General features: G+C 69.9%; 19 protein-coding genes. 9 read left to right on the top strand and 10 right to left on the bottom strand.

From position 1 onward, the window contains the following. Window positions 1-81 precede the first annotated feature (81 nt). The 3 genes from GTY84_RS27460 to GTY84_RS27450 all read right to left on the bottom strand — a co-directional run bounded on the left by GTY84_RS27460 (window position 82) and on the right by GTY84_RS27450 (window position 3,239). Complete coding sequence (locus GTY84_RS27460) at window positions 82-1,344, bottom strand: MFS transporter (RefSeq protein WP_161229094.1); 1,263 nt, start codon at window positions 1,342-1,344, stop codon at window positions 82-84. A 90-nt stretch (window positions 1,345-1,434) separates the two neighbouring features. After that, on the bottom strand, window positions 1,435-2,517 hold the full coding sequence (locus tag GTY84_RS27455) for an inositol-3-phosphate synthase (protein ID WP_161229093.1): 1,083 nt from the start codon (window positions 2,515-2,517) through the stop codon (window positions 1,435-1,437). A 44-nt stretch (window positions 2,518-2,561) separates the two neighbouring features. Then, entirely contained in the window at window positions 2,562-3,239 is a 678-nt protein-coding gene (locus GTY84_RS27450) for a PadR family transcriptional regulator (RefSeq protein WP_161229092.1), read from the bottom strand. Window positions 3,240-3,592: 353 nt separating this feature from the next. On the opposite strand from GTY84_RS27450, the gene GTY84_RS27445 reads away from it, so the two are divergent. Then, window positions 3,593-6,337 (top strand): transglycosylase domain-containing protein, encoded by a 2,745-nt coding sequence (locus tag GTY84_RS27445; RefSeq protein WP_202551869.1) that lies wholly within the window; start codon window positions 3,593-3,595, stop codon window positions 6,335-6,337. Window positions 6,338-6,456: 119 nt separating this feature from the next. After that, window positions 6,457-7,965, top strand: coding sequence for a glycosyltransferase 87 family protein (locus GTY84_RS27440; protein ID WP_161229091.1), 1,509 nt, complete (start codon window positions 6,457-6,459; stop codon window positions 7,963-7,965). Between the two features lie 59 nt (window positions 7,966-8,024). On the opposite strand, the gene GTY84_RS27435 is transcribed toward GTY84_RS27440, so the two are convergent. The 3 genes from GTY84_RS27435 to GTY84_RS27425 form a co-directional block, all read right to left on the bottom strand. Then, complete coding sequence (locus GTY84_RS27435) at window positions 8,025-9,056, bottom strand: alanine racemase (RefSeq protein ID WP_161229090.1); 1,032 nt, start codon at window positions 9,054-9,056, stop codon at window positions 8,025-8,027. A gap of 118 nt (window positions 9,057-9,174) precedes the next feature. Then, window positions 9,175-10,296 (bottom strand): peptidoglycan bridge formation glycyltransferase FemX, encoded by a 1,122-nt coding sequence (gene femX / locus GTY84_RS27430; RefSeq protein ID WP_161229089.1) that lies wholly within the window; start codon window positions 10,294-10,296, stop codon window positions 9,175-9,177. A gap of 182 nt (window positions 10,297-10,478) precedes the next feature. After that, window positions 10,479-10,799, bottom strand: coding sequence for a hypothetical protein (locus GTY84_RS27425; RefSeq protein WP_161229088.1), 321 nt, complete (start codon window positions 10,797-10,799; stop codon window positions 10,479-10,481). 274 nt (window positions 10,800-11,073) lie between these two features. Here GTY84_RS27425 and rpsF point away from each other — a divergent pair, with 274 nt between their 5' ends. The 4 genes from rpsF to rplI all read left to right on the top strand — a co-directional run bounded on the left by rpsF (window position 11,074) and on the right by rplI (window position 12,777). After that, on the top strand, window positions 11,074-11,364 hold the full coding sequence (gene rpsF, locus GTY84_RS27420) for a 30S ribosomal protein S6 (protein ID WP_062188887.1): 291 nt from the start codon (window positions 11,074-11,076) through the stop codon (window positions 11,362-11,364). Window positions 11,365-11,441: 77 nt separating this feature from the next. Next, window positions 11,442-12,032, top strand: a complete 591-nt coding sequence (locus tag GTY84_RS27415) for a single-stranded DNA-binding protein (RefSeq protein WP_161229087.1) — start codon at window positions 11,442-11,444, stop codon at window positions 12,030-12,032. Window positions 12,033-12,075: 43 nt separating this feature from the next. Next, entirely contained in the window at window positions 12,076-12,312 is a 237-nt protein-coding gene (rpsR, locus tag GTY84_RS27410; protein WP_003949403.1) for a 30S ribosomal protein S18, read from the top strand. 18 nt (window positions 12,313-12,330) lie between these two features. Next, a complete protein-coding gene (rplI, locus tag GTY84_RS27405; protein ID WP_161229086.1) occupies window positions 12,331-12,777 on the top strand; it encodes a 50S ribosomal protein L9 in 447 nt (148 codons plus the stop codon). Window positions 12,778-12,955: 178 nt separating this feature from the next. Here rplI and GTY84_RS27400 read toward each other — a convergent pair whose 3' ends face one another. After that, window positions 12,956-14,293, bottom strand: a complete 1,338-nt coding sequence (locus GTY84_RS27400; RefSeq protein ID WP_161229085.1) for an MATE family efflux transporter — start codon at window positions 14,291-14,293, stop codon at window positions 12,956-12,958. 460 nt (window positions 14,294-14,753) lie between these two features. Between GTY84_RS27400 and dnaB the strand changes: the two genes are divergently transcribed. Both dnaB and GTY84_RS27390 read left to right on the top strand, forming a co-directional pair. Continuing rightward, a complete protein-coding gene (gene dnaB, locus GTY84_RS27395) occupies window positions 14,754-16,232 on the top strand; it encodes a replicative DNA helicase (protein ID WP_161229084.1) in 1,479 nt (492 codons plus the stop codon). 250 nt (window positions 16,233-16,482) lie between these two features. Beyond that, a complete protein-coding gene (locus GTY84_RS27390; protein ID WP_161229083.1) occupies window positions 16,483-17,868 on the top strand; it encodes a serine hydrolase domain-containing protein in 1,386 nt (461 codons plus the stop codon). Between the two features lie 90 nt (window positions 17,869-17,958). Here GTY84_RS27390 and GTY84_RS27385 read toward each other — a convergent pair whose 3' ends face one another. Both GTY84_RS27385 and GTY84_RS27380 read right to left on the bottom strand, forming a co-directional pair. After that, complete coding sequence (locus GTY84_RS27385) at window positions 17,959-18,411, bottom strand: GNAT family N-acetyltransferase (RefSeq protein ID WP_161229082.1); 453 nt, start codon at window positions 18,409-18,411, stop codon at window positions 17,959-17,961. Between the two features lie 274 nt (window positions 18,412-18,685). Further along, window positions 18,686-19,165, bottom strand: a complete 480-nt coding sequence (locus GTY84_RS27380; protein ID WP_161229081.1) for a MarR family transcriptional regulator — start codon at window positions 19,163-19,165, stop codon at window positions 18,686-18,688. 139 nt (window positions 19,166-19,304) lie between these two features. Here GTY84_RS27380 and GTY84_RS27375 point away from each other — a divergent pair, with 139 nt between their 5' ends. Further along, window positions 19,305-20,516: an MFS transporter gene (locus GTY84_RS27375; RefSeq protein ID WP_161229080.1), complete on the top strand. Its 1,212-nt coding sequence runs from the start codon at window positions 19,305-19,307 to the stop codon at window positions 20,514-20,516. 69 nt (window positions 20,517-20,585) lie between these two features. Here GTY84_RS27375 and GTY84_RS27370 read toward each other — a convergent pair whose 3' ends face one another. Next, a complete protein-coding gene (locus GTY84_RS27370; protein WP_161229079.1) occupies window positions 20,586-21,452 on the bottom strand; it encodes a GNAT family N-acetyltransferase in 867 nt (288 codons plus the stop codon). Window positions 21,453-21,494 lie beyond the last annotated feature (42 nt).

Here is a 21,494-nt window from a genome sequence, read left to right as displayed (position 1 = left end):
CGTGAGTACGACGCACGTAAGCTATCGGTCCTCACTGACATCGCCGCGGTCCGAGGCGACTCTGTGGCACTGATGTGACACTTACTTGCGCTCAAAGCGCATCAAAAACACCGCGATCGCCCCGTAGATCAGCGCGATGGTCACGATCAGGGGGACGGACCGGCCGTCCGGCGGCAGCATCAGGGCGGCGACGCCGGCGGCGCCGACGAAGGCGACATTGAACAGCACGTCGTAAACGGAGAAGATCCGGCCACGGAAGGCGTCGTCGACCGAGGACTGCACGATCGTGTCGGTGGAGATCTTCGCGCCCTGGGTGGCCAGCCCCAGGACGAACGCCGCGGCGAGCAGAGGAGCGGTGGCGAACGGCAGGCCGAGCACCGGGACCAGCACCGCCGCCGCTGCCGCGCACACGATGATCCAGTGGCCGGGGCCGCGCCGCCCCGCCGCCCAGGGGGTGATCACCGCGGCCGCGAAGAAGCCCGCCCCCGAGACACCCAGCGCCAGCCCCAGCAGCGTCAGCCCGTCCCTGGTACTGGAGCTCAGGGCGTACCGGCAGAGCATCAGCAGCATCACCAGCAGGGCGCCGTAGCAGAACCGCATCAGGGTCATGGCCACGAGCGAGCGGGCCGCCTCGCGGCGGGCGGGCTCCGCCAGATGGCGCACCCCCGCCGCCAGTCCCCGAGCGGTGTCGGCGAGCGACGAGGCCAGCCGGGGCCGCACGAGCGGCCGGTCGGGACCCAGCAGGTCCACCGCGATGCGCAGCGCCGCCAGCGCCCCGCACAGATACAACAGGGCGCCCAGGAGCACCACGGCGGCGTCGGAGTCCGAGACCAGCAGGCGTACAAGGAAGGCCAGGCCACCACCCGCGGTCGCCGCCAGGGTCCCGGCGGTCGGGGAGAGGGAGTTGGCGATCACCAGGCGCTCGGTGTCCACCACGCGCGGCAGGGCGGCGGAGAGTCCCGCGAGGACGAAGCGGTTGACGGCTGTGACGCAGAGGGCGGAGACGTAGAAGAGCCAGACCGGGACGTCGCTCACCATCAGGGCGGCCGTCACCGAGGCCAGCACGGCGCGCAGCAGGTTGCCGTGGAGGAAGACCTGGCGGCGGCGCCAGCGGTCCAGGAGGACGCCGGCGAACGGGCCCACCAGGGAGTAGGGCAGGAGCAGGACCGCCATCGCGGAGGCGATGGCCCCGGCCGACGTCTGCTTCTCCGGTGAGAAGACCACATAGGTGGCGAGCGCGACCTGGTAGACGCCGTCGGCTCCCTGGGAGAGCAGGCGGACGGCGAGCAGGCGCCGGAATCCCTTCAGGCGCAGCAGGACGCGCAGGTCACGGACGACGGCCATGGGGCACAGCCTCACATACCGCAAGGTCCCCGGGCCGTTCGACCCAGGGACCTTCAGCGGAGTTCACGCGCGGCCGGAACGGCCGGACGGTCAGCGCTCGACTTCGCCCTTGATGAACTTCTCGACGTTCTCGCGGGCCTGGTCGTCGAAGTACTGGACCGGCGGGGACTTCATGAAGTAGCTCGACGCCGACAGGATCGGGCCGCCGACACCGCGGTCCTTGGCGATCTTCGCGGCGCGCAGCGCGTCGATGATGACGCCGGCCGAGTTCGGCGAGTCCCAGACCTCGAGCTTGTACTCCAGGTTCAGCGGGACGTCACCGAAGGCGCGGCCCTCGAGGCGGACGTACGCCCACTTGCGGTCGTCCAGCCAGGCCACGTAGTCGGACGGGCCGATGTGGACGTTGTTCTCGCCGAGGTCCCGGTCGGGGATCTGCGAGGTGACGGCCTGGGTCTTGGAGATCTTCTTGGACTCCAGGCGGTCGCGCTCCAGCATGTTCTTGAAGTCCATGTTGCCGCCGACGTTGAGCTGCATCGTGCGGTCCAGGATGACGCCCCGGTCCTCGAACAGCTTCGCCATGACGCGGTGCGTGATGGTGGCGCCGACCTGGGACTTGATGTCGTCACCGACGATCGGGACGCCCGCCTCGGTGAACTTGTCCGCCCACTCCTTGGTGCCGGCGATGAAGACCGGGAGGGCGTTGACGAAGGCGACCTTGGCGTCGATGGCGCACTGGGCGTAGTACTTCGCCGCGTCCTCGGAGCCGACGGGCAGGTAGCAGACCAGGACGTCGACCTGACGGTCCTTGAGGATCTGGACGACGTCGACCGGGGTCTCGGCGGACTCCTCGATGGTCTCGCGGTAGTACTTGCCGAGGCCGTCGAGGGTGTGGCCGCGCTGGACCTCGACGCCGGTGTTCGGGACGTCGCAGATCTTGATGGTGTTGTTCTCGGAGGCGCCGATGGCGTCCGCGAGGTCCAGACCGACCTTCTTGGAGTCCACGTCGAAGGCGGCGACGAACTCGACATCACGGACGTGGTACTCGCCGAACTGAACGTGCATCAGACCGGGGACCTTGGACGCCGGGTCGGCGTCCTTGTAGTACTCGACGCCCTGCACCAGCGATGCGGCGCAGTTGCCCACACCGACGATGGCTACGCGAACCGAACCCATTCCGGTTGCTCCCTGTGTGTACGAGTGAGGCCCCGACTGGGCGCTCACGTGGCGGTGTCGCCGGGCGTATCCGGCCGGGGTTCGTCCCCGGGCCGGGGCAGGACGCCCGTCGCTCCTGATGTGGTGTCCTCCCGAGCGGTCCCCTCGGAGGCGGAACCGCGCAGGTCCCGTCCCGCCCGCTCGCTCTCGATGAGCTCGTTCAGCCAGCGCACTTCACGTTCCACGGACTCCATTCCGTGGCGCTGCAGCTCAAGCGTGTAGTCGTCGAGACGCTCGCGGGTGCGGGCCAGGGAGGCGTGCATCTTCTCCAGGCGTTCCTCCAGCCGGCTGCGCCGGCCCTCCAGGACGCGCATGCGCACGTCGCGGGAGGTCTGCCCGAAGAAGGCGAAGCGGGCGGCGAAGGTCTCGTCCTCGTAGGCGTCGGGCCCGGTCTGGGAGAGGAGCTGTTCGAAGTGCTCCTTCCCCTCGGCCGTCAGCCGATAGACGATCTTGGCGCGTCGCCCCGTGAGGGAGGCGGCGGCCTCGCCGATGTTCCCCGGCTCCTCGATCAACCAGCCGTTGGTGACCAGCGTCTTGAGGCAGGGGTACAGCGTCCCGTAGCTGAACGCACGGAAGACACCCAGTGATGTATTGAGCCGTTTGCGCAGCTCATAGCCGTGCATCGGGGATTCGCGGAGCAGGCCGAGTACGGCGAACTCGAGGATGCCGGAACGCCGGCTCAACGTCGCCTCCTCTCGTCCTTATACCGCTCTGATGTATCGACTCGATACATCACGACGATAGAACCACCTTCCGCACGCGACAAGGGCAGGACGAGTGAACGGGATCACATCCTGGATTCATCGTGAGCAAGTTGCCTGATTTGAGGTGAACTTCGGAGCTCGGGGGTTTTGGCGATGCGTAGTCTGTGCGCCATGCAGAGCACCGGGAGGCAGGAGACGTCTGGGAACGTCCTTGTCCCCGGCGCGGTACGGGTGAATGCGGAAGAGGCTGCATCCGTACGTCGGGGGGGACCGGAAACCAGTCGCCGCTTGCAGGCGCGCAGGGGTGCGCCTGCCCGAGGAGTAGTCGTCCGATGAGCGAGCACCGTCGCAAACCGCCGCAGCCGCAGGAAGGCGGACGTGCCGCTGCCCGACGCGGTCCGTCCGGCCCGGCTTCCGGCCGCCGCGCGGCTCCGCGAGGCGCCACAGGGTCTCCGTCCGGTTCGCACGGTCCGGAGGACGGCGGCCGCCCCTACGGCGGTCGCGCGGAGGCCCGGCGCGCAGCGCAGCGCGGTGGAGGCAGTCGGCGCAGAGCGCCCGGCGGTCCGTCCGGGCCCGGCCGCGGCCGCGCCGCCGCCTCCTCCGGCCGGAAGCGGCTGATCGACTATCCCCGCCAGGACAGGTACGGCTGGCAGCGCTGGGTGCCGTCCTGGAAGCTGGTCTCCGGCCTGTGCATCGGCTTCATGGCCGGTCTGCTGGGCGCCGCGGGCCTCGCCTACGCCATGGTGGGCATCCCCGACGTCCAGAAGATCGCGCAGGCCCAGAACAACGTCTACTACTGGGCCGACGGCAGCCAGATGGTCGCCACGGGCGGTGAGCGCAACCGGCAGATCGTCGACCTCGCCCAGATCCCCAAGGAGATGCGCAACGCCGTCATCGCCCAGGAGAACAAGACCTTCTACACCGACAGCGGCATCGACCCCAAGGGCATCGCGCGCGCCGTGGTGAACATGGCCAAGGGCGGCAACACGCAGGGTGGCTCCACCATCACCCAGCAGTACGTGAAGAACGCGATGCTCAACGACCAGTCGCAGACCCTCTCCCGCAAGGCCACGGAGGTACTGGTCTCGATCAAGGTGGGCGCGGAGGTCGAGAAGGACGACATCCTCGAGGGCTATCTGAACTCCACGTACTACGGCCGCGGTGCCTACGGGATCCAGGCCGCCGCCCGCGCGTACTTCAACACGGACGCCGTCGACCTGAACCCCGGCCAGTGCGCCTTCCTGGCCGCCATGGTCAAGGGCGCGACGTACTACGACCCGGCCGGCGCCACCTCGATCGACCCGGCCGCCACCCCCGAGGCCAACTCGGCCCGCGCCTTCCGGCAGATGCAGGACACGCTGGACAAGATGGTCGAGTACGACGCCCTGAGCCCCGAGGAGCGGGCGAAGCACACGCAGATGCCGCGCTGGCAGCGTCCGCGGTCGAACACCCAGCTCAGCGGGCAGGTGGGCTATCTGGTCGACCTGGCCAACTCGACGCTGATCAAGAACGACCTCGTCACCCGGGACCAGCTGGAGAAGGGCGGCTACTCGATCTACACGACCTTCGACAAGAAGAAGGTCGACCAGCTCGAGGCCGCGGTCCAGCGCGTCTACAAGGAGAAGATCGACCCCGAGAAGCGTCCCGAACTGGACACGCACGTCCAGTTCGGCGGAGCCTCGGTGAACCCCGAGACCGGGGCCATCGAGGCCGTCTACGGCGGCGCCGACGCGACCAAGCACTTCACCAACAACGCCGATGTGACGGGTGCCCAGGTCGGTTCGACGTTCAAGCCGTTCGTGCTGGCCGCGGCGATGAAGTGGGGAGTGCGCGATCCGGATCTCGGGGAGGCGCAGGGACTCGACGAGCGCACCCTCGTCTCGCCGAAGAGCTTCTACAACGGCAAGAACGACCTCCAGATCAAGAACTACGACGGGTCGGTCTGGAAGGACGAGAAGGGCAAGGAGCTGTTCCAGGAGAACGACGGCAAGGAGTCGGTCGGAGATCCGCCGGACTACAAGGTCGACCTCCGCGAGGCGATGCGGCTGTCGGTGAACTCCGCCTTCGTGCAGCTCGGCATGGACGTCGGTCTGGACAAGGTGAAGCAGACCGCCGTCGAGGCGGGCCTGCTGGAGAGCAGTCTGGCGGGCGCCGGATACCCCTCCTTCTCCATCGGCGTCTCGGAGCCGAGCGCGATCCGCATGGCGGGCGCGTACGCGACCTTCGCCGCCAGCGGCAAGCAGCGCGCCCCCTACTCCGTCACCAAGGTGACCAGCAAGGAGGGGACGATCTACGCGCACAAGGTCACCACCGAGCAGGCCTTCACCTCCAAGGTCGCGGACAACGTCACGGATGTGCTGAAGACCGTGGTCGACGAGGGCACGGGCACCAACGCCCAGCTGCCCGGCCGTGACGTGGCGGGCAAGACGGGTACCACGGACGGCAACAAGTCCGCCTGGTTCGTCGGCTACACCCCGCAACTGTCGACGGCGATCAGCATGTTCCGCTACCCGGACGACGAGAAGATCAAGAACCGCAGCTTCCTGGAGATGTACGGAACGGGCGGCGAGGAGAAGATCCACGGTGCGTCGTTCCCGGCCCAGATCTGGCACGACTACATGGACGACGCGCTGAAGGGGCAGCCGAAGAAGCGGTTCCCGAAGCCCGAGCCCATCGGCGAGATCCTCAACGACACCCCGCCCCCGAGCCCGACGCCCACCCCCACTCCGACACAGGAGGAGCCCAGCCCGACGCCCACCCCGACGCCCACCAAGACCGAGACCATGCCGTCCCCCACCCCGACCAGCACCTGCGTCGAGTGGGACTGGGACTGCATCCACAACGGGTCCAACGGCGGCAACGGCACCGACGGCGGCGACAACGGCAACGGCGGCGACAACGGGAACGGGGGGAACGGCGGGAACGGTGGCAATGACAGCACCGGGAACGACAACGGGGGCTGGGACGGCGGTCAGTCGTCCTCGCCCACCCCGACCCCGACGGATGACGAGAATGATGTCAGGGGCGGACAGAACGGTGGCGGTGGCGGCGGGTTCATCGCCGGCTCCAACGGATAGCCGCTGTTCTCCCGTCATGGGCGTTTCACGTGAAACGCCCGCATGTTTCACGTGAAACGGGGCCGTCGCACCCGCCGGGGTGCGACGGCCCCGCCGTATATCCGGGCGCGTACGGCAGGATGTGGGCCATGCCCAGTGCAGAAGCGACGCCAGCGAGCGCACACGAGCCGGACACGGTGCGCCCGACCCAGGAAGACCCGGTCGCCGCGGCCGGCAGCGAGCTGATCGGCGGTCCCCTCGGACGCCGGGCCCTGCTCGGGACGTCCTGGTGGACCCCGGTCCGGGTCATCGTGCTCGTGGCGATCGGCATGTTCGTCCTCGGCCTGGTCCAGAAGGCCCCCTGCTACAACGGCGGCTGGTTCTTCGGCGCCAGTACCCAGTACACGCACGCGTGCTACTCGGACATCCCGCACCTCTACCAGGGGCGCGGCTTCGCCGATGGGCTGGTGCCGTACTTCGACAAGCTCCCCGGCGACATGGACTACCTTGAGTACCCGGTGCTCACCGGTGTGTTCATGGAGGTCGCCGCCTGGCTCACCACGGGCAGCGGCACCATCCAGCACCAGGAACAGTGGTACTGGATGGTCAACGCCGGAATGCTCATGGCGTGCGCCGCCGTCATCGCCGTCTGTGTGACCCGTACCCACGCCCGACGGCCCTGGGACGGCCTGCTGGTCGCCCTCGCGCCCGCGCTCGCCCTGACGGCCACCATCAACTGGGACCTGCTGGCGGTGGCCCTGACGAGCGCCGCCCTGCTGATGTGGGCCCGACGGCACGCCTTCGCCTTCGGCGTGCTGCTGGGTCTGGCCACGGCCGCCAAGCTCTACCCCTTCCTGCTGCTCGGCCCGCTGCTCGTGCTGTGCTGGCGGGCGAGCCGATGGCGGGAGTACGGGGCGGCCCTGGCTGGCACGGTCCTCTCCTGGCTGGTGGTGAACCTGCCGGTGATGATCTTCGCCTTCGAGGGCTGGTCGAAGTTCTACACCTTCAGCCAGGAACGGGGCGTCGACTTCGGATCCTTCTGGCTGATCCTCGTGCAGAATTCCCCCGACCCACCCGCCACCGAATCCGTCAACACCCTCGCCATCGTCCTGATGCTGGCGGGCTGCGGGGGCATCGCCGCGCTCACGCTGACCGCGCCCCGGCGCCCGCGCTTCGCCCAGCTCGCCTTCCTCATCGTCGCGGCCTTCATCCTCACCAACAAGGTCTACTCACCGCAGTACGTCCTGTGGCTGGTGCCGCTGGCGGTGCTGGCCCGGCCGAAGTGGCGGGACTTCCTGATCTGGCAGGCCTGCGAGGTCCTCTACTTCCTGGGCATCTGGATGTACCTCGCGTACACGACCAGTGGAGACGCCCACAAGGGCCTGCCGACGGACGGCTACCACTGGGCCATCGCCGTCCATCTGCTGGGCACGCTGTACCTGTGCGGCATGGTCGTGCGCGACATCCTCCTGCCGGACCGGGACCCGGTCCGCAGGTCCGGGGACGACGATCCCTCCGGCGGAGTGCTCGACCGGGCCGAGGACGTCTTCGTCCTGGGACCGCTCGCCCGTGGCTCCCGGTCCGCGGCCGACCCCGAGGCGCCCCAGGTGAAGTGGGGCACGGAACAACGAACCGGCGGTTCGCTCTGAGCGAACCGCCGGCGGGTGGTCGTACGGGACGGGCGGGGCGGTCGACGCCCCGCCCGTGATCAGCGGTCGACGAGGCGGTCGAACTGCGTGGTGGTGTGCCGCAGATGGGCCACCAGTTCGTCCCCCACCTTGGGCTCGGGGGCGTCCGCGGGCACGAACAGGATCGAGACCTGCATGTGCGGCGGTTCCGCGAACCAGCGCTGCTTGCCGCCCCAGACGAACGGCGAGAGGTTCCGGTTGACCGTGGCCAGACCGGCCCGGGCGACCCCCTTGGCCCGCGGCATCACGCCGTGCAGCGCCTTCGGCGCCTCCAGGCCCACCCCGTGGGAGGTGCCGCCCGCCGCGACCACCAGGAAGCCGTCGGAGGCCGCCTTCTGCTGGCGGTAGCCGAAGCGCTCGCCCTTCGCCACCCGCGTGACGTCCAGGACGGCCCCGCGGTACTCGGTGGCCTCGTGGTCCCCCAGCCACAGCCGGGTGCCGATACGGGCGCGGAAACGGGTCTGCGGGAACTGCTGCTGCAACCGGGTCAGTTCCTCGGCCCTGAGGTGGCTGACGAACATCGTGTGCAGCGGCAGCCGGGCCGCGCGCAGCCGGTCCATCCAGCCGATGACCTCCTCGACGGCGTCCGAGCCGTCGGTGCGGTCCAGCGGAAGGTGGATGGCGAAGCCCTCCAGGCGGATGTTCTCTATGGCGGCGTGCAACTGCGGCAGGTCCTGCTCCCCGACCCCGTGCCGCTTCATCGAGGACATCACCTCGATGACCACGCGCGCACCCACCAGGCCGTACACCCCGTCCACCGACGACACCGAGCGGACGACGCGGTCGGGCAGCGGCACCGGCTCCTCACCGCGTCGGTACGGCGTCAGCACCAGCAGGTCGCCGCTGAAGAAGTCCTTGATCCGGGCGGCCTCGTACGTCGTGCCGACGGCGAGGATGTCGGAGCCCAGCCGCGTGGCCTCCTCCGCCAGGCGTTCGTGCCCGAAGCCGTAACCGTTGCCCTTGCAGACCGGGACCAGCCCGGGGAACTGCTCCTGCACGTGCTTGTGGTGCGCACGCCAGCGCGCGGTGTCGACGTAGAGCGTGAGCGCCATGGCCGGACCTGGGACCTTTCTCGTGGCTGAGGTGTGGCGGAGAACGGGGAGGGGAGGAACGGGGCGGAACCGCGACAGCCGTTCCGACGGTACTGGAGCCCGCGGCCCGGGGCGCGGGTCAGCGCCGCGACATGTAGATGTCGAGGGCCTTGTGGAGCAGTTTGTTCAGCGGGAAGTCCCACTCGCCGAGGTACTCGGCCGCCTGGCCGCCGGTGCCGACCTTGAACTGGATCAGACCGAAGAGGTGGTCGTTCTCGTCCAGCGAGTCGGAGATGCCGCGCAGGTCGTAGACGGTGGCACCGAGGGCGTAGGAGTCGCGGAGCATCGCCCACTGCATGGCGTTCGAGGGGCGGACCTCGCGGCCGATGTTGTCGGAGGCGCCGTAGGAGTACCAGACGTGCCCGCCGACGACCAGCATGGTCGCCGCCGACAGGTTCACCCCGTTGTGGCGCGCGAAGTACAGGCGCATCCGGTTGGGGTCCTCGCTGTTGAGCGCCGACCACATGCGCTGGAAGTACGACAGCGGGCGCGGGCGGAAGCGGTCGCGCACCGCGGTGATCTCGTAGAGGCGCTGCCACTCCTCCAGATCGTGGTAGCCGCCCTGGACGACCTCGACTCCGGCCTTCTCCGCCTTCTTGATGTTGCGGCGCCAGAGCTGGTTGAAGTTCTTGTGGACCTCTTCCAGGGAGCGGTTGGCCAGCGGCACCTGGAAGATGTAGCGGGGCTGCACGTCACCGAAGCCCGCGCCGCCGTCCTCGCCCTGCTGCCAGCCCATGCGGCGCAGCTTGTCGGCGACCTCGAAGGCCCGCGGTTCGATGTGGTCCGCCTCGATGTCCCGCAGGCGCTTGACGTCCGGGTCCTGGATGCCCTTCTTGATGGACACGGCGTCCCAGCGCCGGATGATCACCGGCGGGCCCATCTTCACCGAGAAGGCGCCCTGCTGCTTCAGGTGCGCGAGCATGGGCTCGATCCAGTCCTGGAGGTTCGGCGCGAACCAGTTGATGACCGGGCCCTCGGGCAGGTACGCGAGGTACCGCTTGATCTTGGGAAGCTGCCGGTAGAGGACCAGGCCCGTGCCGACCAGCTCGCCGGTGCGGTCGTCGAACCAGCCGAGGTTCTCCGAGCGCCATTCCGCCTTGACGTCGGCCCATGCCGGAACCTGCATGTGACTCGCGGCCGGCAGGCTCTGGATATGGGCCAGATGCTGCTCGCGGCTGATGGTCCTCAGGGTCAGGGTCATGCGGGGCGCTCCTCGGGCTGGTGTGTCCCCATGGGGTCAGGGGCTCCGGCTCACGCGCGAAGCCTACTGCGCCCCTTGAGCGCCCCGTCCGGGTGCGGGGGGATAGTCCCTTTCCCACGGGAACGGCGGCCGGCTCCCGTGGGAGGGGAGGCCGCCGTTCCCGTGGAAGGGACGGCCGGCGGTCAGCCGCCGATGACACCGCCGAACAGCCCGCCGTGCGCCATGCCGAAGTAGAAGCCGAGCGCACAGGCTCCGAGGCCCACCACCAGGCCGAAGCGTTCCCGTGTCGTCGCGGAGACGAACTGTCCGTATCCGCCGGTCAGGATGCCGACGAGGCCCGCCCAGGAGGTGACGAGGTGCAGGTTGTCGAATCCGGCGGTCACCAGGGAGAGCACGCCGAGCACCAGGGTCACGGCCAGCAGGGTGTCCTGGAGCGGGTGCGGCTTGCCGTCGGTGGCCAGGATCCCGGTCCGGGGCTTGGCGGGTCGCATGATCTGTGCCATGGGGAACCTCCTGCCGAAGGCAGTGCGTCGTGGCCCTTCACATCCGGTCAGTACAGATTGCGCCCCCTCACCGGCTGATTTCAACCGGAGGGCGGTGGGCGGGTACTCTGTACCTTCTGCACTGGTGTCTGCTTCCAGCCGCGACCGGGCCGCTCCTCGGAGAGGGCCCGTTGTCAGTGGGGCCTGGTTCAATCGCAGATACCGGTGCTACGCATCGCAACCCTCCTGCCACGGAACGACCGTGGCCGCTGAGTCCAAAGGAGGTGGGTTCCACATGCGTCACTACGAGGTGATGGTCATCCTCGACCCCGATCTCGAGGAGCGTGCTGTCTCCCCGCTGATCGAGAACTTCCTCTCTGTCGTCCGTGACGGCGGCGGAAAGGTCGAGAAGGTCGACACCTGGGGCCGTCGTCGTCTCTCGTACGAGATCAAGAAGAAGCCCGAGGGCATCTACTCGGTCATCGACCTGCAGGCCGAGCCTGCGGTCGTCAAGGAGCTCGACCGCCAGATGAACCTGAACGAGTCGGTCCTCCGGACCAAGGTCCTCCGTCCCGAGAACCACTGAGCCCCCTGGCTCAGTCGGTCCCGGGATCCGAGTAGCAGTACCAGCAGCCAGCAGCAAACCCGCCGAGAGGTTCCCTTATGGCAGGCGAGACCGTCATCACGGTCGTCGGCAATCTTGTCGACGACCCCGAGCTGCGCTTCACCCCGTCCGGTGCGGCCGTCGCGAAGTTCCGTGTCGCGTCGACCCCCCGCACCTTCGACCGCCAGACGAACGAGTGGAAGGACGGCGAGAGCCTTTTCCTGACCTGCTCGGTCTGGCGCCAGGCGGCGGAGAACGTCGCCGAGTCGCTCCAGCGAGGCATGCGCGTCATCGTGCAGGGCCGGCTGAAGCAGCGGTCCTACGAGGACCGTGAGGGCGTCAAGCGCACGGTCTACGAGCTGGACGTCGACGAGGTCGGCGCCAGCCTCCGCAACGCCACGGCCAAGGTCACCAAGACCTCGGGCCGCGGTGGCCAGGGCGGCTACGGCGGTGGCGGTGGCGGCGGCGGCCAGGGTGGCGGCGGCTGGGGCGGCGGCCCCGGCGGCGGCCAGCAGGGCGGCGGCGCACCGGCCGACGACCCGTGGGCGACCGGCGCTCCCGCCGGTGGCAACCAGGGCGGCGGTGGCTGGGGTGGAAACTCCGGCGGCGGTGGCGGTGGCGGCGGCTACTCGGACGAGCCCCCCTTCTAGGCGGGCCGTACCCCACACTTCTTGATCACACAGGAGATACACCATGGCGAAGCCGCCTGTGCGCAAGCCGAAGAAGAAGGTCTGCGCTTTCTGCAAGGACAAGGTCACGTACGTGGACTACAAGGACACGAACATGCTGCGGAAGTTCATTTCCGACCGCGGCAAGATCCGTGCCCGCCGCGTGACCGGCAACTGCACGCAGCACCAGCGTGACGTCGCCACGGCCGTCAAGAACAGCCGTGAGATGGCGCTGCTGCCCTACACGTCCACCGCGCGATAAGGGAAGGGTGACCGAATCATGAAGATCATCCTCACCCACGAGGTCTCCGGCCTCGGCGCCGCCGGCGATGTCGTCGACGTCAAGGACGGCTACGCGCGCAACTACCTGATCCCGCGGAAGTTCGCGATCCGCTGGACCAAGGGTGGCGAGAAGGACGTGGCGCAGATCCGCCGCGCCCGCAAGATCCACGAGATCCAGACCATCGAGCAGGCCAACCAGGTGAAGGCCCAGCTCGAGGGTGTCAAGGTCCGTCTGGCCGTCCGCTCCGGCGACGCCGGTCGTCTCTTCGGTTCCGTCACCCCGGCCGACGTCGCTTCGGCGATCAAGGCCGCCGGTGGCCCCGAGGTCGACAAGCGCCGCATCGAGCTGGGCTCGCCGATCAAGACCCTGGGTGCCTACGAGACGTTCGTCCGTCTGCACCCCGAGGTTGACGCCAAGGTCAGCATCGAGGTCGTCTCCGCCTGAGGCGTGCTCTCGCTGACGCGAGAGGGCTGACGCGGACAGAGGGGGCCGCATCCCTGCCGGGGTGCGGCCCCCTTCGCGTGGAGCCGTGTTTCACGTGAAACGTACGGTGGAAACGACGCCGCGACCCTCGACATGAGCCGCGCCCCGGGGCGTACGGCGTCGGAGTGCGGTGGGCCGGTCAGCGGGAGGCGCCGGTGACCACCCAGCGGCCCGAGCGGGTGCGCAGCCACAGGGTCAGCATCCGAACGGTCATCATCAGCGTCATGGCGGCCCACAGGGCGGTCAGCCCGCCGCCCAGGGTCGGTATCAGCAGCGCCACGGGGGCGAAGACCGCCAGGGTGAGCAGCATCGCCCAGGCGAGATAGGGGCCGTCGCCCGCGCCCATCAGTACGCCGTCCAGGACGAAGACCACTCCGCAGATCGGCTGGGTGAGCGCGACGATCACCAGGGCGGGCAGGGCGGCTTCCCTGACCGAGGAGTCGCCCGTGAACAGGGGGAGCAGCGCGGGGCGGGAGAGCACGACGAGCACTCCGAGCGCGATGCCGACCGCGATGCCCCACTCGACCATCCTTCGGCACACGTCGCGCGCCCCCCGGGCGTCACCGGCGCCCAGATGGCGCCCGATGATGGCCTGCCCGGCGATGGCGATGGCGTCCAGGGCGAAGGCGAGCAGGCTCCACAGGGAGAGGATGATCTGGTGCGCCGCGATATCGGCGTCGCCCAGGCGGGCGGCCATGGCCGTGGTGATCATCAGGATCGCGCGGAGCGAGAGGGTACGGACCAGCAGGGGAACACCCGCCTGTGCGGAGGCCCTGATGCCGGCGGCGTCCGGGCGCAACGAGGCACCGTGCCTGCGCGCTCCGCGGATGACCACCCCGAGGTAGACGGCGGCCATGCCGCACTGGGCGATGACCGTGCCCCAGGCGGAACCGGCGATGCCGAGACCGGCGCCGTAGACCAGGGCGACATTGAGGACGGCGTTGGCGACGAATCCGGCGATGGCCACGTAGAGCGGGGTCCTGGTGTTCTGCAGGCCGCGCAGGACACCGGTCGCCGCGAGCACGACCAGCATGGCCGGGATGCCGAGGGCCGAGATCCTGAGGTAGGTGGTGGCGTAGGGGGCCGCGGTGTCGGAGGCGCCGAAGAGGTCCACGAGGAACGGGGCGGTGGGCAGGACGACGGCGATGACGGCGGTACCGAGCAGCAGGGCCAGCCAGATCCCGTCCATGCCCTGGCGGATGGCGGACGGCAGATCGCCCGCGCCCACCCGCCGGGCGACGGCCGCGGTGGTGGCGTAGGCGAGGAAGACGAAGACGCTGACGGCGGTCATCAGGAGCGCGGAGGCGATGCCGAGCCCGGCGAGCTGGGCGGTGCCGAGATGGCCGACGATCGCGCTGTCGGCCATGACGAAAAGGGGCTCGGCGACGAGTGCGCCGAAGGCGGGCACGGCCAGCGCGACGATCTCTCGGTCGTGCCGGCGCCGGACGGACCGGGGGTGCGCGGGGGCCTGGGTCATGCGCACCAATCTAATCGTCCACAGGTAAGAGATGCAAAGGAATAGAGCCCCTTACTTTATGGCTCGTCGCGCTCCGCGCTGCGCACCGTTCGACATGATCTTGATCCGGTCGGGAAAGTTTTTCTTCTGCACAGCCCGTGGATCGGAAACATGCAGGTCAAGATGGTTCTCTTGACGGGGTCGAGTGCTTGTTCACAGGGCTGTCCACCGGCTCGTGCACAGGTTTCACGGAGTTCTCCACAGCATCTGGCCCGTCGTCCACATGGCCTGTGGATAACCAGATTGGCTGACGCTGCCCACGGGCCTACGGTGGTGCGGCGCCCGCTCCGTCCGCCGGTTGGTGAAACCGTCATAAAACCGACGCGCCAGAGCCGGAGTTGGGCGTCTTATTTGTCAGTGCCGTGCCGTAGAACTGAGGGGCACGGCGAGGTCCGCTCGGCGGACGGGAGGAGGTGGCTCGGTGAGCATTTCCGAGCCCTTGGACGACCCGTGGGCCGACAGCGGTCCCAGTGATCGTCTGCCCGCCTCCCGCCGCCGCGGCGACAGCGGCCGGAGCCGCGACGAGCGGCAGGAGCACGGCCGGGACACCGGGGCCTGGGACGACGGGGGCTCCTCCTTCGAGCGTGTTCCGCCGCAGGACCTGGAGGCCGAGCAGTCGGTCCTCGGCGGCATGCTGCTGTCCAAGGACGCCATCGCCGACGTTGTCGAGATCCTCAAGGGCCACGACTTCTACAAGCCGGCCCACGAGACGATCTACCAGGCCGTCCTGGACGTCTACGCCAAGGGTGAGCCGGCCGATCCCATCACCATCGCCGCGGAGCTGACCAAGCGCGGCGAGATCAACAAGGTCGGCGGCGCCTCCTACCTGCACACCCTCGTCCAGACCGTGCCGACGGCCGCGAACGCCGCCTACTACGCGGAGATCGTGCACGAGCGCGCCGTGCTGCGCCGCCTGGTCGAGGCCGGCACCCGGATCACGCAGATGGGATACGCGGGCGACGACGACGTCGACGAGATCGTCAACCGGGCCCAGGCCGAGATCTACGCCGTCACCGAGCAGCGCACCAGCGAGGACTATCTGCCGCTCGGCGACATCATGGAGGGCGCGCTCGACGAGATCGAGGCCATCGGCTCGCGCAGCGGCGAGATGACCGGCGTGCCGACCGGCTTCACCGACTTCGACTCCCTCACCAACGGTCTGCACCCCGGGCAGATGATCGTCATCGCCGCCCGTCCCGCGATGGGCAAGTCGACGCTCGCGCTGGACTTCGCGCGGGCGGCCTCGATCAAGAACAACCTGCCCAGCGTCATCTTCTCGCTGGAGATGGGCCGCAACGAGATCGCGATGCGGCTGCTGTCCGCCGAGGCGCGGGTCGCGCTCCATCACATGCGGTCCGGGACCATGACCGACGACGACTGGACCCGGCTGGCCCGCCGCATGCCGGACGTCTCGGCCGCCCCGCTCTACATCGACGACTCCCCGAACCTGTCGATGATGGAGATCCGCGCCAAGTGCCGCCGTCTCAAGCAGCGCAACGACCTCAAACTGGTCGTCATCGACTACCTCCAGCTCATGCAGTCCGGCGGTTCCAAGCGCGCCGAGAGCCGCCAGCAGGAGGTCTCGGACATGTCCCGCAACCTCAAGCTCCTGGCCAAGGAACTGGAGGTGCCGGTCATCGCGCTCTCCCAGCTCAACCGTGGCCCCGAGCAGCGCACCGACAAGAAGCCGATGGTCTCCGACCTGCGTGAGTCCGGCTCCATCGAGCAGGACGCCGACATGGTCATCCTGCTCCACCGCGAGGACGCGTACGAGAAGGAGTCGCCCCGCGCGGGCGAGGCGGACCTGATCGTGGCCAAGCACCGGAACGGCCCGACGGCCACGATCACGGTGGCCTTCCAGGGCCACTACTCCCGCTTCGTGGACATGGCCCAGACCTGAGCGGGCGCCCGCGGGCCGCGGTGGCCCTGCTGCCGACCGCGGTTCGGTCGGCTCGAACGCGGTGATCAGGGGCCCTTTCCGGCACCGGCGGAGGCGCGTCGCGGGACGCCGGGTCGGCGGACCGTGTCACGGACCGGGCCGGGGAGGCCCGCACACCGCCGCGGGGCGCCTTCCCGGAGCGGCCCGGGGAACCGGCCAATGCGGGTGAATGCGCTCGACAGGGCGGGACCCCTCCGGGTGGACTGAGGGCATGACCTCACCTCAGGAAGAGCTGCTCCCCGGCACCCGACGGGCGCTGCTGCACCGGATCGCTGTCGCCCAGGCCGAAGGACGGGCCCCCTCGCTGGCCGCGGCGGTCGTCCGGGGCGGGCGGGCCGTGTGGCACGGTGCGCGGAGCGCGATGAGCGGGCCGGCCCCGGACGAGAACACGCAGTACCGGATCGGTTCCATCACCAAGCCCTTCACCGCCGTCCAGGTGCTGCGGCTGCGCGACGAGGGCCTGCTCGACCTCGGTGACCCGCTGGAGAAGCACCTGCCCGGCACCGGCGCCGGCCGCGCCACCGTCGCGGACCTGCTCGCGCACACCGGAGGGCTCGCCGCGGAGTCGCCCGGACCCTGGTGGGAGCGCACGCCCGGAACCCTCCGTCCCGAACTGGCGGACGTGCTCGGCGAACGCCCCCTGCTGCACCCGGTGGGCCGTCGGCACCACTACTCCAACCCCGGCTACACCCTGCTCGGCGCGCTGATCGAGAAGCTGCGCGGTGCGCCCTGGGAGGACGTGCTGCGGCAGGAGGTGCTGATTCCGCTGGGCCTGGACCGTACGGCCGGGAAGCCGTCGGCGCCGTATGCCGACGGCTGGGCGGTGCACCCCTGGGCCGATGCGCTGCTGGCCGAGCCCGTTGAGGACCTGGGCCGGATGGCCCCGGCCGGCCAGCTCTGGTCCACCACCGCCGACCTCGCCCGGTTCGCCGTCTTCCTGGCACACGGGGACGACAGGGTGCTGAGCGCGGAGAGCGTCCGGGAGATGCGTACCCCGGCGGCCCCCGCCGAGATCGGCGATCTCGTGGACACCTCGTCGTACGGGCTCGGCCTCCAGATCCACGCCTGGAGCGGACGGCTGCTCGTGGGGCACTCGGGTTCCCTGCCCGGCTTCGTCGCCAACCTGAGCATCGGAATCGAGGACGACGTGGCGGCGGTGGTGCTGGCCAACTGCACCTCGGGGCCGCTGCCCGCCGCGGTGGGCGCCGAACTCGTGAGGATCGTCGCCGAGGCGGAGCCGCGCATCCCCGAGCCGTGGCGTCCCCTGCCGGAGGTCGACACGGCGGTGCTGGAGCTGGCGGGGCAGTGGTACTGGGGAACGCAGGCCTTCGCGCTGCGCCTGCTGCCCGACGGGGCCGTCGCCCTGGAACCCCTGTCGGGCACCGGCCGCCGCTCGCGCTTCCGGGCGGCCGGGGACGGCACCTGGACCGGGCTGGAGGGCTACTACGCCGGGGAGACGCTGCGGCCCGTGCGGCGCGAGGACGGGTCCGTGAGCCATCTGGACCTCGGGTCCTTCGTGTTCACCCGCCAGCCGTACGACGACGGGACCTCGGTGCCGGGCGGCGTCGACACCGAGGGGTGGCGGGGAGTCCGCTAGTCGTCGCCCGTCGCCCGTCGCCCGTCGCCCGTCGCCCGGGGTGTCCCGTTTCACGTGAAACCGGACACCCCGGATGCCTGTCCAGCGGCTTCAGAGTCCCAGCTTGAACCCGGTGTGCGAGGCGGTGAAGCCGAGCCGCTCGTAGAAGCGGTGGGCGTCGGCGCGGGTCCGGTCGGAGGTCAGTTGCACCAGTTGGCATCCCTGGCGGCGCGACTCGGCGATCGCCCATTCGATGAGCAGGGTGCCCAGACCGCTGCCCCGTTCGTCGGCGTGGACGCGCACGGCCTCGATGACCGACCGGGTGGTGCCGCGCCGGGAGAGCCCGGGGATGATCGTCAACTGGAGCGTGCCCACGACGCGCCCGTCGCGGACGACGACCGGGAGGCGCTGGTTCGGGTCGCCGCTGAGCCGCTCGAACGCGGTCAGATAGGGGGCGAGGTCGTCCGGTGACTCGCGCTGTGCGCCCAGCGGATCATCGGCGAGCAGGGCGACGACGGCGGGGATGTCGTCCCTGGTGGCGGGCCGTATCTCGAAAGCTGCCATGACCGCACCCTAAGGGCTGTCCTGTGACCCCCGGCGGGCGCACGACGACAGCTACGGCGCCTCGCCGTGTTGTCGGATCGCCCCAATACGCCCAGTATGAGGACGACCCTCCGCCTTGCGATGCGCCGCATCTGACGCCGCGCGCTGATCCACCGGGGATTATGGGACAGCCCTTGGGGCGTCTTCCGCCCCGCACAGGGAGGTGCGAACCTGCCCGGCCCGCGGCACGATCCGGGTGGAGGGTCTTGGTGCCACCGCGCAGGGCGGCCTTGGCCTATGCCGGGGTCGGCCGGCCCGGAACGGGGGCCTTGAGGTCTTCCACGGCCCGGACCAGCGGGGCCAGCTCGGGGTCCTCGGCCGCTTCGTCCAGGGCCCGGCGCAGGGCGGAGTCGTTGGTGGGCCGCGCCTGCTCCAGGAGGGTCAGGCCCGCCGGGGTGACGTTGGTGTAGATGCCGCGCCGGTCGGTGGGGCACAGATAGCGCTCCAGCAGCCCGCGGTCCTCCAGCCGCGTGACCAGGCGTGTGGTGGCGCTCTGACTGAGGACCACGGCGTCGGCGACCTGCTTCATCTGCAGATGCCCCCCGTCGCCGTCGTGCTGCCGACTGAGCACGTCGAGCAGGGAGTACTCCCGCACGCTCAGATCGTGCCCGCTCTGGAGAGCGCGCTCGACACGGGCCTCGATCCTCCCGTGGAGCAGGGAGAGTGCGCACCAGCCCTGGGAGAGGGCGGTGAGCGCGGGGTCCGTCGCCGTCATGGTCCGATCCTCCGTTCCCGGGTCGCTGCGTCCAGGATAGACCAGCTCCACAAGTGCCCGCGATTGCGCATAGAGCGCGTCTGCAATTATTGTTCCTGCGAGTAATGAGCCACGGCAATCTTTGAGAAGGTGCACACCCATGCCTCTGGCGCTTCTGGCCCTCGCGATCGGGGCCTTCGGGATCGGGACGACCGAGTTCGTGATCATGGGCCTGCTGCCTGAGGTCGCGAACAGCTACGGGGTCTCCATCCCCACCGCGGGTCTGCTGGTGACGGGCTACGCGCTCGGGGTGATGTTCGGAGCGCCGCTGATGACCGCGCTCGGCACCAGAGTGCCGCGCAAGCGGATGCTGATGCTGCTGATGGGCCTGTTCATCGTCGGCAATCTGCTCTCCGCGCTGGCGCCCGCCTTCGGCGTCATGCTGGCCGGCCGGATCGTCGCCTCGCTGACCCACGGGGCCTTCTTCGGCATCGGATCGGTCGTCGCGGCCGATCTGGTCGCCCCGGAGCGGAAGGCCGGGGCGATCGCGATGATGTTCACCGGTCTGACCACTGCCAACGTCGTGGGGGTTCCGCTCGGTACGTTCCTGGGGCAGTCGGCCGGCTGGCGCGTCACCTTCGGCCTCGTCGCCGCGCTCGGCGTGGTCGGGCTGGCCGGGGTCGCCAGGCTGGTGCCCGACCTGCCCCGGCCGGGGGGCGTGCGGCTGCGGCACGAACTGGCGGCCCTCGGCAACGTCCAGGTCCTGCTCGCGATGGCGATGACCGTCCTGGGTTTCGGCGGCGTCTTCGCGGCCATCACCTACATCGCGCCGATGATGACGGATGTCGCCGGCTTCGCCGGTTCCTCGGTGACCTGGCTGCTGGTCCTCTTCGGCCTCGGCATGGTCGGCGGCAACCTCGTCGGCGGCCGGTTCGCCGACCGGGCGCTGATGCCGATGCTGTACGTCTCCCTGGGCGCGCTCTCCGTCGTCCTCGCGCTCTTCACGCTCACCGCGCACGACAGGATCGCGGCGGCCGTGACGGTGTTCCTGATCGGCGCCTTCGGGTTCGCCACGGTCCCGCCGCTGCAGAAGCGCGTGCTGGACCACGCGCACGGTGCGCCGACACTGGCCTCGGCCCTGAACATCGGCGCCTTCAACCTGGGCAACGCCCTGGCCGCCTGGCTCGGAGGCCTCGTCATCGCGGCTGGCCACGGCTACACCGCGCCCAACTGGGTCGGTGCCGGTCTGGCCGCCGCGGCCCTGGTCGTCGCGGTCGTCTCCGCCGCCCTCGAACGGCGCGACGGCGCACGCGGCACGGTGGCCGCGGGCGCCTCTCCGGTGCGGTCCCGGGCGGCGGCCACCCACCACTGAGCATGCGTGGGCCCGCCCACCGTGCCGTCCGTCCGGCCGGTGCGCGGGCCGTCGCCGTGCCGGAGGAGGTCAGCCCGCCGCCACCGTCACCGGAGCGAAGCGCCGCGCCGCGTCCCCGGGCAACCGGGTGATCCCGTATGTCATGACCGAGTTGACGGCGACGGTCGTGAGTCCGCGCTCCTTGACCCAGGCCAGCAGTTCCTTGTGCCGGGCATCGATGTCGGTACGCAGCGGCCGGTCGACGCGCGCCGCGAGGGAGGCCGTCAGCGCTTTGGCGGTCCCGGTGTCGCGGGCGACCAGCGGCCCCACGACATGGGTGTCCACGTTGGGCCAGGCGGCGGCGTAGCCGGTGATCCGGCCACCCTCCTCGGCGACGTGCAGATGGTCGGCGAAGGCGGGGAGCCGGGTGATGACATGGGTGCGGTCGGAGCCGAACACCTCCCCGTCGAGCCGGAGGACCGCCGCGATGTCCTCCGCGGTGGCGGGGCGCGTGGCGACCCGGGTGCCGATGGGGTCCGGGACGAAGTGTCCGCGCACCATCTCCGCCCGGCCGGTGGTCTTGAACCCCAGTTCCTCGTAGAGAGGGCGGCCCTTCGGAGTCGCGTGCAGGGTCAGGGGGGTGGTGCCCAGCTCCGCCATGACATGGCGCATCAGCCGCCGTCCGACCCCCTGGCGGGCATGGCGCTCGGCGACCAGGACCATGCCGATGGCGGCGAGGTCGGGGCGCCCGGGGGTGCCGTACTCGGTGACGGTGCAGGCGGCCACGAGTCCGCCCTCGGGGTCGTCGATGCCGTAGCCCTGGGCCGCGGTGAGGAGGAAGGCCCATTTGTGTTCCTCACGCGGCCACCCCCGGTTCTCGGACAGGTCGGCGCAGAGGGCCAGGTCGCGGAGGGTCAGACGGCGGATCGGCAGGGAAGCGAGCGAAAGAGTCGGCACGCGGGTCAGGCTGTCCGACGGGGACAGCCCGCGTCCACCTCA

The organism is Streptomyces sp. SID8352, assembly GCF_009862265.1.
GTDB lineage: Bacteria > Actinomycetota > Actinomycetes > Streptomycetales > Streptomycetaceae > Streptomyces.
The sequence above is the reverse complement of the archived record's forward strand: the minus strand, read 5'-3'. Positions and strand labels throughout refer to the sequence as shown.